Raw genomic sequence first — 12,904 nt, forward strand, 5'->3', positions numbered from 1 at the left:
TCTTCGCTCCAGCAATAGTCTGTTAACCCTAACAGACCGTTAAGGAACGATTCCTGGCGACCGCCGAAGGACAATCATGGCCCCCTATCAGTTCATCGAAAGACCGACTCCTTTCAACACGAAGGGCGGCTTGACGCTGCCGATCTTTGCCGTCACCCCTGCCCATATCGAGACCGGCACGATCGATCCGATCGCGCTCGATTGGGCGCGCAAGGCGGGCTACAAGGCCGAAAGCGGCTCGCTCCTGCTGATCCCGACGGCCGATGGCCATCTCGGCGGCGCGCTTTTCGGCTTGGGCACCAACCCGTCGGAACAGCCCTACATCACCGGCAGGCTGGCCCGTGCGCTGCCCGCCGGCGAATGGCACATCGAGACCGCGCCGCTGACGGCAAACCGGCTGGCCCTTGGCTTCGGGCTCGGCAGCTACCGTTTCGATCGCTACAAATCGGAAAAATCGCCGGCAGCGACCTTGATGATCCCCCGCGACGCCGACGGCGCCGATATCAAGCGCCAGCTCGCCGGCGTCTTTCTTGCTCGCGACCTCATCAATACGCCGACGAACGATATGGGGCCGGACCAGCTCGAGGCCGCTTTCCGTGCCCTGGCCGGACATTACAAGGCGGAACTGTCGGTCATCACGGGCGATGAACTGCTCACCCAGAATTTCCCGCTGGTTCACACCGTGGGCCGCGCCAGCGCCGACGCGCCGCGCCTTCTTGAGCTGCGCTGGGGCAAAAAGGGTCATCGCAAGGTGACGCTCGTCGGCAAGGGCGTCTGCTTCGATACCGGCGGTCTCGATATCAAGCCTGCCGCCTCGATGCTGCTGATGAAGAAGGACATGGGCGGCGCCGCGAATGTCATGGGACTCGCCCTGATGATCATGGACGCCAAGCTGAAGGTCGATCTGCGCGTCATTATCCCGGTCGTCGAAAACGCCATCTCCTCCAATGCCTTTCGCCCCGGCGACATTTACCGAAGCCGAAAGGGCCTGACCGTTCAGATCGACAATACCGACGCCGAAGGCCGTTTGATCCTGGCCGACGCGCTGGCCTATGCCGACGAGGAAGAGCCCGAACTCTTGATCGACATGGCGACGCTGACAGGGGCTGCCCGCGTTGCCCTCGGTCCGGATCTTCCGCCCTTCTTCACCGATGATGCCAATCTGGCCCATGACCTGACCGAAGCAAGCCTGGAGACGGACGATCCGATCTGGCGTCTGCCGCTCTATGCCGGCTATGAAAAGGATGTCCGCGCCAAATTCGCCGACCTGACCAATGCCCCGGCCGGCGGCATGGCGGGATCGATCACCGCCGCGCTTTTCCTAAAGCGTTTCGTCAGCAAGTCCAAGAGCTGGGCACATTTCGACATTTACGGCTGGGCTCCGTCCGAACGGCCACATTCGCCGGGCGGCGGCGAAGCACAGGCAATCCGCGCGCTCTTCCATCATATCCGCACCAGCCTGCGCTGACGCCGCCCGGATAATGCTAAGGCGCATCGCATGACCGCCGTCCCGCGCTGCGTCTCGCGGCCGATCGTTAAAATTTTATTCACCCTGCCGGGCGGCAGTTCCCGCCACCTCTTGCATGTCCATTGCAACTGCCGGAAAATGAAACGCTAGCGTAACGATTTTCCGGAGGGGCCGTGCCGATCGAACTGACCGCCTCGCAGGCGCTGGGGCTCTGGCATGGCGTGGCGCTCGATCAGGTTCGCCATGACGACCGCGATTTGACATTGCGCCAGATGGCGATCCTGCTGCATATTTACCTCGTGCCGCCGCCCCACACGGTGCGCGGGCTTGCCGCCACACTCAATGTCACCAAGCCGGTCATTACCCGCGCCTTGGATACGATGGGTGAGATGGGCCTGGTTGATCGCGTGCGCGACGATGCCGATCGCCGCAATGTGATCATCAAACGTACCGTCGGCGGTGCGCTTTACCTGGAAAAGCTCGGCGATCTCGTCCGGGATCAGGGCCGCCGGCTGCCGATCTGAAGGGAACACGAATGACGATGCTCGACCGCCGCCTGCATGCCTATCGGCCGGATCTCGCGGAAGCGGGGCTCCAGGGCAAGGTGGAGGCGTCGCGCTTCGTCGAAGGCGCCGCAGCGCGCGTTGCCCTTCCCGTCGCCGCCCTGCGCCCTGAGCCGGAACTTGCCCGCGGCATCGATACGGAACTGCTCCTCGGCGAGGAGGTGACCGTTTTCGATCGCGCCGACGGCTGGTGCTGGGTAAAAGCTGCCTCCGACGGCTATGTCGGTTATCTCGAGGCAGAGGCGCTCTCCCAGACAGGGCCGGCGCCGACTCACATCGTCACCGTGCCGCGCACCTTCCTTTATCCGGAGCCGGAACTGCGCAAACCGCATCAGGCCATCTTGTCGATGGGAAGCCGCGTTCACGTCGTAGGCGAGGCGGAGGTGCGCGGCAATCACTATGTCGTGCTGACGGACGGCACGGCGATCTTCGCCAGGCACGTGCAGCCGATCGGCGCTCTCGAGGGTGCCGATTATGTCGGTATCGCCGCCCGTTTCCTCGAAACACCCTATCTTTGGGGCGGCCGATCCGGCCTTGGCATCGATTGCTCCGGCCTCGTCCAGCTGGCGATGCTGATGACCGGCAGACTGGCGCCGCGTGATACCGACATGCAGGCGGCCGGACTCGGCGAACCGATCGACCGCTCCGAAATTCGCCGCGGCGACCTGGTGTTCTGGAAGGGCCACGTCGCCATTTTCGAAGATTCCCAAACCATTCTCCACGCCAATGGCCACAGCATGACGGTGGCGCGGGAGAACTTCGAGGCGGCCGTCGAGCGCATCGGCTCGCTGTACCAACGGCCGACCGGCTATCGCCGCCCGTTTAGCTAAGTGATCGGTCGCTGCGGCCAGGATCTCACGCCGCCGGTCCAATCCTCGAAAGCTTTCGACAGTCTCAGCACCCGCATGTCGTCGAAACGCGGCCCAACGATCTGAAGCCCGATCGGCATGCCCGAACGGGAGAAGCCGCAATTGATCGACGCGGCCGGCTGCTCCGACATGTTCCACGGCACGGTGAAGGCGATATGTTCGAACGGCCTCGCCGGATCGTTGGTCGGCGATGCCCATTCGGCCGGATAGGAGACGATCGGGTTGGTCGGCGAAAGCAGGGCGTCGACCGAGGTGAACAGCCGTCCGCAGCTCCTGCGCATTTCGATCGTCTGATTGAAACCCCTGACGGCATCGACGCCATTGATATCGGCGCCGGCCTTGGCCCATTCCCGGATATAGGGCAGGATGCTGTCGCGCCGCTCTTCGTCCAGCCCTGCGATATCGCTCCACAGGCGGGCGCGCCAGAACGTGTCGAGCCCGTCAAGCATCGCGCGCGTCAGCACCGGTTGAACGCAGACGATGGTCGCGCCGGCCTTCTCGAAACGTTTCGCCGCCGATTCGACCGCGACCCTGATCTCATCATCGACAGCAAACCCGCAGCCGGCATCGAGCATTAGGCCGATCTTCATGCCTGACATGTCGACAACGAAATCCATCCAGTCGAAATCGTTGGGCGGCAGGCTGGTCCCGTCACGCCAGTCGGGCCGTGACAGCGTCGCCATGGAAAAAGCGGCATCCTCGACGGTGCGCGTCATCGGGCCGAGACAGCGCCCGACATAATAGGGATCGGCCGGAATGCGCCCGTGGCTCGGCTTGAAGCCGAAGGTGCCGGTCCAGCCGGCAGGAAGCCGCACCGAACCGCCAATATCCGTGCCGATGTGCAGCGGCCCGTAACCGGCCGCGGCCGCGGCCGCGGCGCCGGCGCTCGATCCGCCGGGATTTTGCGCGATGTTCCAGGGATTGCGGCTGAGAGGATGAAAGCTCGACAGGCCGGAGGAAAGCATGCCGTAATCGGGACAGGTGGTCTTGGCGAAGATCACCGCGCCGTCCTCGCGCAGCCGCGCTGCAGCCGGCGCGTCGGCCTCCGCCGGCTTCAGTTCCACCGCCCTGGAGCCGAGCGGCACCGGCTGGCCCTTCGTCGCGAGCAGTTCTTTCAGCGTGACCGGGATGCCGTCGAGCCTGCCCAGCGTTTGTCCCTTCGCCCAGCGCTCCGTCGAAGCTTTCGCTTGCACGCGCGCCGCCTCTGGGTCGTAGAGGTAGAGTGCTGATATGGACGGCTCCCAGGCGGCGATATGGTCTTCGAGGGAGAGCCAGTATTCGAGCGGCGAGAGGCTCTTATCGGCGAAGCGTCGCCTGAGTTCACGGATTGTAAGATCGGTTTCGGCCATAGGCGTTTTGTTTCGGAGGGACATCAGCGGCTCGCCTCGCGTGGATCGAGAAGATCGCGCAAGCCGTCGCCGAGCATGTTGAAGCCGAGGACGGTGAGCGCGATGGCAAGGCCGGGCAGGATCGCGAGCCAGGGGGCCAGCGCCAGATAGGTTTGCGCATCTGCAAGCATCCGGCCCCATGTCGGCGCTGGCGGCGCCATGCCGAGCCCGAGAAAGCTGAGACCGGCCTCGGTCAGGATCGCCAGACCGAGCTGGATTGTCCCATGCACGATGATCTGGCTGATGATATTCGGCAGCACATGGCGCAGTGAAATGGTCAGGCGCGTATTGCCGATCGCGCGCGCCGCCGTCACATAATCGCGGCTCCAGGCCTGCAGCGAGGTTGCCAGCGTCACCCGCGCAAAGACCGGAATCATGAAGACGGCGATCGCGGTGATCGCGGTGAAGCGCCCCGGCCCGAGAAAGGCGCCGAGCACCATCGCCGACAGGATCGGTGGCAAGGCGAAGATGACGTCGCAGATGCGCATCAGCAGCGTTTCGGCTGGACCGCGGATCGCCGCGGCGGAGATGCCTGATATCGAGCCGAGCGTCCCGCCGATCGCAACCGCGGTGATGGCAATCGACAAAGAGTTCCGGCATCCAGCCATCAGCATCGACGCCACGTCGCGGCCGAACTGATCCGTGCCGAGCAGGCCGAAGGCAAGCGGCGGCTGCAGTTTATGGATGATCTGCATCTTCGCCGGCGGCAAGGGCGTCCAGACGAGCGACAGCAGCGCAACGGCGACCAGCAGGCCAATGATGACCGTGCCCGCGATGAGGTTCATTCGCCGGCTAAGTCTGTCAGTCCTTCGGCGGCGGGCAAAGGCGGAGGATACGATCTGGGCCATGTTTCAAACCGCCTTTCTGATCCTGGGGTCGATCGCCACATAGGAGAGATCGACGACGAAATTCACCACGATGACCAAGCCCGCGAAGAACAGCACGACATCCTGCATGACGATGACATCGCGCTGGGAGAGTGCCTGAAGCGCAAGCCTCCCGAGCCCCGGCAGGTTGAAGACGTTTTCCACCAGCACCGCGCCGGCGACCAGAAAGGTGAACTGCAGTCCGATCATCGTCAGAACCGGGATCAGCGCATTCGGCACGATATGCCGCCACAGCACCGCACTGCTTGACAGCCCCTTGGCCACCGCGGTGCGGGCAAAATCCTCATGCATCGTCTCGAGAACCGCCGAACGTGCGACGCGTGTCAACACGCCCGCCTGCGGCATCGCCAGCGCGACGGCCGGCATGACGAGCGCCTGCAATGCCGGCAGAAGACCGGCGCCCCACCCCGGGAAGCCGCCGGCCGGCATCAGCCCGAGCATCGTCGAAAACAGGATGATCAACAGCAGCGCCACCCAGAAGGCGGGCACGGCGATGCTGATCTGCGAAAACAATGTTGCGATCGTGTCGAAAACGCGGCCGCGGCGCGAGGCGGCCAGAACGCCAAGCGGCAGGGCGATCGCCATCGAAAGCACCATTGCCATCAGCGCCAGCGGCAGCGTCACCGCCAGCCGCTCGACGATCAGTCCGGCAACGGGAACGCCGTAGGTCAGGGAATTGCCGAGGTTGCCGGACAGGAGGCCGGCCAGCCATTGGCCGTAGCGCAGGACGAGCGGCTGGTCGAGGCCGAGCTCGTGACGCAGCGCTGCCAGCGTTTCCGGGCTTGCCGAGGTGCCAAGCATGATCGAGGCTGGATCGCCGGGCAGCAGATCCATGACGGTGAAGATCAGCAGAGAGACGATGACGAGTGTGAGGGTGAGGCCGGTGAAGCGGCGAAGGAGAAGCGCGATCATGCATGCCACGCTTTCGAGTTGGCTTTTGGGAGTACGTTGTAGCCTCGGCGCCAAGCTTGTGACAGGAATGAGGGATGGCGAGGGCTGCGGCCTGCATTGAGCGTATCGCTGTCCCGCTTCGCCTTGCTCATCGTGCCTCTCAATCCGCCCGAACCCGCTCGCTCACTCCTCCCAATAAACCCCCGAGAGCACATTCGACGGAATCGGCTCGTTCTCCCACAACCCCTTCAGCTTCCTGTCCCAGACGCCGAGTTTCGGCATGACGAAGAGGTAGAGCGCCGGTACGTCCTCGGCGAGGATCTTTTGCGCTTCGCCGTAAACCGCATTTTGGGTGGCGGGATCCGCGGTCTCCTGGACCTTCTTCATCAGCGCATCGAAGGCCGGGTTCCTGTAGTTGAAATAATAGGGATCGCGTGCGTAGATGTCGATGTCGAGCGGTTCGGCGTGGGCGACGATCGTCATGTCGAAGTTGCGATCCTTCATGACGTCCTGCACCCATTTCGCCGGAAACTCGGTCGGTTCGATGTTCATCGTCACGCCAATTTCGGCAAACATCGCCTGCATCACCTGGGCGCTGCGCGGCGCATAGGCCATCTGCGGCGATTTGATCGTGAACGTGAAGCCGTTGGGGTAGCCGGCCTCAGTCAGCAGTGCCTTTGCCTTTTCGACATCATAGGGCAGCACGCCGGTCATGTCCTTGTAGCCCGGATCGTTCGGCGTGTAGTGGCTGCCGATCGGCGTGCCGAGGCCGGACCACGCCCCGTCGATCACCGTCTGGCGGTCGATCGCCATCATCAGCGCCTGGCGGACGCGCTTGTCGTCAAAGGGCTTCCTGGCATTGTTCATGCCGGCGACGACCTTGAGTTCGGTATTGCCGACCTTGGTGATGAGCCTGGCATCGCCGTCGAAGGAACTCATCAGCTCGGGTGCGGCAAATTCCGGAAAGGCATCGAGATCGCCGGATTTCAGGGCGGCTGCCTGCGCCTGCGGATCGGCGATGAAGCGGAAGGTCACCTTGTCGAGCTTGGCAGACGCATCCTTGTTCCAGTAGTCGCCATTCCTGACGAGTTCGACCCTGTCCCCCTTCGTCCAGCTGGCGAACTTGAAGGGACCGGTGCCGATCGGCATGACCTTGTCGTTGTCGGCCGTCTTCGGGGCGACCATGACAGATGCCGGCCAGGCGAGCCAATAGATCAGGCTGCCGGTCGGGGCCGTGAGATGCAGCACCAGCGTTTCGGCATCCGGCGTATCGATCGAGGCAATCGAGGCGAAGAAGCGTTTTTGCGGATTAACCGAATCCGTACCGCGGGCGCGGTCGAGGGCAAATTTGGCGGCGGCGGCATCGAAGGCCTCGCCGTCATGGAATTTGACGCCGGTCCGCAGCTTGAACATATAGGTCAGGCCATCGCCCGAGATTTCCCAGCTTTTCGCCAGCTGCGGCTGGACCTTGCCGGTCTGATCGATCGTCACCAGCCCCTCGAACACATTCTGCCAGGTGAGCTGGCCGATCGCGACCGGTGCGGCGATCGTCGGGTCGAGGCCTGTTGGTTCGACGCTCATGCCGAGATTGAGGGCGGTCTTGGCCGCTTCCGCCGGTGTCATTGCTGTCACTACGAGACCGGCCGACAACGCAGCACCGAGGGAAAGCCGCTTGATGCAGCGCGCCGAAGACGCAAACGAAACCTTGTTCATCACATCACCCGGCATGATTCGGTCCCCACCAGCTCGTCGAAAATACTTCAGCGCCAGGATCTGCATTCGCGTGTCTCCGCCATTTCACCAGGTTGCGACCCTATTCAATCAACGGCCCTGGGGATAGCGGTCTTGCCATGCTATTTGCCCGCCCTCGGCCGGAAGGGCGCTCGCCATATAGACGCCGCGCGCGATTGCCCGCGCCATGACGATGGTGGCGAGGTGGCAAAGTTCCATCAGGCTTGCCATGTCGTTTCTTGGATGTTTGACGGTCGACGCGGCAAAGACGGTATCGCCGTCGAGCGGCAGGTGTGCCGGCAGCAGCGCTCGGGCAAGGCCGTCATGACCGGCAAGTGAAAGCCGATGCGCTTCTGCCTTCGTCAGCTGCGCGTCGGTGACGACAGCGCCGATCGTCGTTGCCGGCGTGCTCATCCCCTTGAGCCGTATCCTGTGATCGGTGGTCGCAGGCATACCGAGCCCGCCAAATTCGCCGTCCTTCTCGAAGGGCGCCGCCCAGAAATGCGGCCCGTCACCGATCGTTGCCGAACCGAGCGCATTGACGGCGACGATTGCAGCGATGCGATGGCCGGCGCTGCTGACGGCACTGGCCGAGCCGAGCCCGCCCTTGAAAGTGGCCGTCGTCGCCCCGGTGCCGGCGCCGGCGGTGCCGAGCGCAAATACGCCCTTCGTCGCGGTCTTCAATGCCGCATAACCCATCTCACGATAGGGGGAGTGAAGACCCCAATCCTTGTCGCCGCCGTTCAGCAGGTCCATCAGGATCGCTTGCGGCACGATCGGAATCTTGACCGGCCCGACTGCAAAGCCGCGGCCGGCTTCGCGCAAGCCGGCCTGCACGCCCCCGGCCGCATCGAGCCCGAAGGCCGAGCCGCCCGAGAACACAAAGGCATCGACGGTACTGACGGTCATCGACGGGTCGAGCAGGCCGGTGTCGCGTCCGCCCGGCGCGCCGCCGAGCACCGTGCCGGAGGCGACCGCCGGCTCGTCGAAGACGATGACCGTGACGCCGGATCCCAGCGAGAGGTCGGTCGCATGGCCGACGGAAACGCCTTCGATGTCGGTGAGCAGATTGAGAAGATCGGGCAAGGGCTGATCCTGGTGGCGCTGATCCGGCCGATAGGACTGCAATTGCCCTCAAAAAACAAGACCGGCCCTTTTGGCAGGACCGGTCACATCAGAAGAGCCGCGAAAAGTCGGTAACGGCCGCATGCCGTCAGGCATGAAGCGGCTTCGGATGACGGCGGGTCATCAGGTCGTGGATGGCCAGCCGCACCTCGTCGGGCGAACCGAACCGCTGCTCGTCGAGGTCGTGGACATGGAATTTCACGGCGATGAACTTCAGCCGATCTTCGTCGGGGATAACGATGCCGACGGGAACGCCTGCATATTCGATAACTTGCTTCTTCATAGATAGAACTCCTGCCGCGCGGGCATGCGCAGCCATGGCGAATTGACTTGTCTGGTACCGTTAAAAGGAGGACGAATGTCACATTCGACAGTTCGGGCGGGAGAGGGCGCCCGGACGGTCATTGCCAAGCACAGATCGCCCAAGGAGAGTGGCGAGAATTTCGATGTCTGTCATGTCTCGTTCCTTTCGTTGGCGTTGCGCTCGATGGTCCCGGAAGAGCCCGGGGCCGGTGATGGCTGCGTTCAATATCTACTAACTTAGTAGAGATTATCCGACAGCCTGTCGGAAACATATTCCGAAACGTGTCAAAATATCGACGATCCGAAAAAACTCATTCCATCCTGGCCCGAACTTACAGAAAGAAACATATCAGCTCTTCGTAAAATTCGCATGACAGAATCGAAACTCGTTCGATCGCCGCAGCAGAAATAGGAAGTCTGTCTGATTCCGGCAATGGGCCTCGTCGTTAAAAATCGAGATGCCTCGAAATGACCGATTTGGTTAACGCCCGAAAGCATGGATCACCAGCCTTCCTGGAGCACCTTTTCCAGCATGTCTGCGAAGAAATCCGCGCTTTCGAGACTGAGGCAGAGCGGCGGCTTGATCTTCAGCACATTTTGGTGATTGCCGGTTGGCTGCATGATGATGCCGAGGTCGAGAAGCCGGTCGCAGATCGCCGCCGTCTCTTCCGTCGCCGGCTCCAGCGTCGTTCTGTCGCGGACGAATTCCAGGCCGAGATAGAGGCCCATCCCATGGACGGCGCCGGCGATCGCGTGCCGGTCGATCAGCGCGGCAAGCCGCGCCTTCAGATGATCGCCGACCGTGCGGGCATTTTCCTGCAGCTTCTCCTCAGCCATGATATCGAGCACCGTCATGCCGGCGACGCAGCTGACCGGGCTGCCGCCGGTGGAGGAGAAGAAAGGTCCCTCCTTCTCCAGCGACTGCGCAATCTCCCGTCTGGTGATGACGGCGCCGAGCGGGTGGCCATTGCCCATGCCCTTGGCGATGGTGATGATATCGGGCACGACCCCCTGCTGCTCGAAGCCCCAGAAATAATGGCCGAGCCTGCCGTAACCGACCTGCACCTCATCGGCGATGCAGAGCCCGCCGCGGGCGCGCACCTCGGTATAGATCTCCTTCAGATACCCTTCCGGCAACGGAATGCCGCCGGCATTGCCGTAGACCGATTCGCAGATGAAGCCGGCAAGGCCCTGGCCGCCGGCGTCGATCGTCGCGAGCATCGGCTTGACGGCGGCCAGATAGCTCGCCGCTGTGTCGGGTCCGCGAAACGCGCCGCGATAGGTATTCGGCGAAACGGCCGCATGCACCCAATCCGGTCGGGTGGTCAGCGCCAGCGGATTGTCGGCGATCGACGTGGAGACGGCATCGCTCGCCGCCGACCAGCCATGATAGGCTTCGAGCAGGCAGAGCATGTTGCGGGCGCCGCTATGGGCCTGCGCCATCCGAATCGCCAGATCGTTCGCCTCAGAGCCGCTGTTGACGAGGAAGACCGCGTCGAGGCCCTCCGGCGCGAGCGCCGCGAGACGTTCGGAAAACTCCGCAATCGCCGCATAGTGGAAGCGTGAATTCGTATTGAGCCGCAGCCATTGGGCGCTGATTGCCGCCGCCAGCCTGGGATGCCCGTGGCCGAGGATCGTGACATTGTTGACCATGTCGAGATAGGCGCGGCCCTCGACATCGAACAGATATTCCCTCCAGCCGCGCTCGATCTGCGGCGGCGCGGCATAATAGTTCTTCTGCGCACTTGCGAGATAGGCCTGCCGCTTGGCGAGCAGTTCTCCGGTCTCCGGTTGCGGCGCATCCGCTCCCGGGCTGAGAAGGGATGAAGGCGAAGGGCAGAGCACCGACCAGGCCGCCGCCTCGCGCGGCATGGCAAAGAGCGGGGGTTCAAGACCCGCGATGCTGCAGAGCTGGAGGCGCAGGCCGCCAAGTGACGACGCTTCACCGAAAACAGAACCAAGCGGATCGCCAGCGGCAAGCACGGCGCCATTCTCGACCAAAGGGTCGAGTCCGTCGAGATGCAGGGTCGTGCTGTCGTCCGTCAGTGTCAGATGCTGGTCCTTCCAGCCGATACGGCCGGCAAAGGGCGCTGCGACCGCACTTCCTGCGGCAAGGCAGATGTCGACATGCAGGGCGAAGGTCGCCTGTGCCCTCGCGCTTCCAAGGGCAGCGCGGGAAAGCCGATATTCACCATAGCGCGTCGCCGCCGTGCCGTTTTCGCTTGCAGCCCGGGCAAGCAGCCGCCAGTCCATATCGGCGCTCAGCCAGTTGCCGGCGGAAAAATGCGCGCTCCGCACGCCAAGGTCGACATAGGCGATCGTGGCGGGATCGATATCGGGCAGCAAGGGCAGCCATGCCGATGCCGGCGGAGCGGCGACATCCGCGCCGGCCGCCTTGAGGATCGCAGCTTCCATGAGTTCGAACGGAACCGACATCACCGTATCGAAGATCGCCCGCTCGCGGTCGAGATTGCCACGGACATAATCATTATCGGGATCGATCGACATCTGCTGTTCGCTGCTGGCAACGAGGATGACCGCGCGCGCGACGATCAGCGGCCAGAGCGCCTTCAGCTCCTCGTCGCTCAGCGGATAGATCGCCTGATAGGCGGTGACGGCGGGCAGGATGTGAAAGGGATCGCCATTCGCCTGATGCAGCAGCGAAGCGCAGGTGACGGCGAGGTCGCCGACCAGCCAGCCGCGGATGATGTCGCCGAAATCGATCACCCCGTCGGGGATCGTGTGGCCATGGGCGTCGCGATGGCCGACGACATTGTCGCCGGTGACGTCGTGATGGACCGCCTGGAGCCGAAGCGACGGCGCCAGGGGCTGGATGCGGCGAACGGCCGTCACCATGGTTTTGGCGATCCGGTCACGGGCAGCGCTGTCGGTGATGGCGGACAGCAGCTGTACGGCGACAGGCCCGGCGCGTCGCAAATCCCACTGCAGGCTGCGGTCGAGGCCGGGATGGTCGAAATCGGCAAGCGCCTGCGCCAGCCTCGCGCAGAGCGCGCCAAGCGCCGCGACGGAAGCCGGCGCCAGATATCTCGACTCCGTCAGTCCCTGGCCCTCCAGATATTCCAGCAACCGGACCTGGTAGCCCCGCCCGCGCACGGTAAGGACGATAATTTCCCGCCCATCATTCGTGGCGATCACCTTCGGAACGCGTGGCGCGTCCTGCTGGCTCTTGAGATGATGGAGCGCGGCATTTTGCGCCTCGAGCTCGCGGGCCTCGTAGGCGGCATGGCAGATCTTCAGGACGTATCGCCCACGATCGCTGTCGACGCGGTAGTTCCGATCCTGCTGGCTGCCGAGTTCGGCGAGCGTGCCGGACAGGCTGTAATGGGCAAGAAGGATCTCTTCCGCGTCAGCAACGGTGACGTCGGGACGCGGCAGCGTCATGCGATCTACAAGCGCCTCGTCGGTCATGACACCCCTCCCGCAGCATGATTCGATTACCCCTTAAGCGCGATAATCAAATACTTGCCGCTGGCAGGCAACGGGAGATTGTTGTCTGCCGGCAAAAGAGATGCGCGGCCTCGGCCGACTCACCCCATGCGTTCGGATGCGTAGCTTCCGGGGCTGGCCGGGAAGACGACGGTGCGGTTGCCGTTGATGAAGGTGCGATGATGGATATGGGCGTGGATAGCGCGGGCCAGCACCTGGCTTTCGACGTCGC

At 63.4% G+C, this 12,904-nt stretch carries 10 protein-coding genes and 1 pseudogene; 3 read left to right on the plus strand and 8 right to left on the minus strand.

All coding sequences use genetic code 11. The features are described from left to right. The first annotated feature begins 76 nt into the window (after positions 1-76). From HJC04_RS29275 to HJC04_RS29285, 3 genes are all read left to right on the plus strand, one after another. Positions 77-1,468, plus strand: a complete 1,392-nt coding sequence (locus tag HJC04_RS29275) for a M17 family metallopeptidase (RefSeq protein ID WP_210629569.1) — start codon at positions 77-79, stop codon at positions 1,466-1,468. A 173-nt stretch (positions 1,469-1,641) separates the two neighbouring features. Further along, complete coding sequence (locus tag HJC04_RS29280; protein WP_011423607.1) at positions 1,642-1,992, plus strand: MarR family transcriptional regulator; 351 nt, start codon at positions 1,642-1,644, stop codon at positions 1,990-1,992. Positions 1,993-2,003: 11 nt separating this feature from the next. Beyond that, positions 2,004-2,861, plus strand: coding sequence for an NlpC/P60 family protein (locus tag HJC04_RS29285; protein ID WP_210629568.1), 858 nt, complete (start codon positions 2,004-2,006; stop codon positions 2,859-2,861). Here the strand turns inward: HJC04_RS29285 and HJC04_RS29290 are convergent. From HJC04_RS29290 to purU, 8 genes and pseudogenes are all read right to left on the minus strand, one after another. Further along, positions 2,858-4,249, minus strand: coding sequence for an amidase (locus HJC04_RS29290; RefSeq protein ID WP_210631710.1), 1,392 nt, complete (start codon positions 4,247-4,249; stop codon positions 2,858-2,860). The two genes, HJC04_RS29285 and HJC04_RS29290, sit on opposite strands and share 4 nt — an antisense overlap. A gap of 23 nt (positions 4,250-4,272) precedes the next feature. Continuing rightward, entirely contained in the window at positions 4,273-5,136 is an 864-nt protein-coding gene (locus HJC04_RS29295) for an ABC transporter permease (RefSeq protein ID WP_210629567.1), read from the minus strand. A 3-nt stretch (positions 5,137-5,139) separates the two neighbouring features. Further along, positions 5,140-6,087, minus strand: a complete 948-nt coding sequence (locus tag HJC04_RS29300; RefSeq protein WP_221147685.1) for an ABC transporter permease — start codon at positions 6,085-6,087, stop codon at positions 5,140-5,142. Positions 6,088-6,249: 162 nt separating this feature from the next. After that, positions 6,250-7,779 carry an ABC transporter substrate-binding protein gene (locus HJC04_RS29305; protein ID WP_210629565.1) on the minus strand — a complete coding sequence of 510 codons (1,530 nt, stop codon included), beginning with the start codon at positions 7,777-7,779 and terminating at the stop codon, positions 6,250-6,252. 108 nt (positions 7,780-7,887) lie between these two features. Beyond that, positions 7,888-8,883: a P1 family peptidase gene (locus HJC04_RS29310; RefSeq protein WP_221147686.1), complete on the minus strand. Its 996-nt coding sequence runs from the start codon at positions 8,881-8,883 to the stop codon at positions 7,888-7,890. Between the two features lie 127 nt (positions 8,884-9,010). After that, on the minus strand, positions 9,011-9,205 hold the full coding sequence (locus tag HJC04_RS29315) for a hypothetical protein (protein ID WP_003544544.1): 195 nt from the start codon (positions 9,203-9,205) through the stop codon (positions 9,011-9,013). Positions 9,206-9,726: 521 nt separating this feature from the next. Then, complete coding sequence (locus tag HJC04_RS29320) at positions 9,727-12,654, minus strand: aminotransferase (RefSeq protein ID WP_221147687.1); 2,928 nt, start codon at positions 12,652-12,654, stop codon at positions 9,727-9,729. Between the two features lie 119 nt (positions 12,655-12,773). Continuing rightward, positions 12,774-12,904 (minus strand): annotated as a pseudogene (purU, locus tag HJC04_RS29325) (formyltetrahydrofolate deformylase); the annotation flags it as partial.

It is taken from the genome of Rhizobium sp. NLR8a, from assembly GCF_019685235.1.
Lineage (GTDB): Bacteria > Pseudomonadota > Alphaproteobacteria > Rhizobiales > Rhizobiaceae > Rhizobium.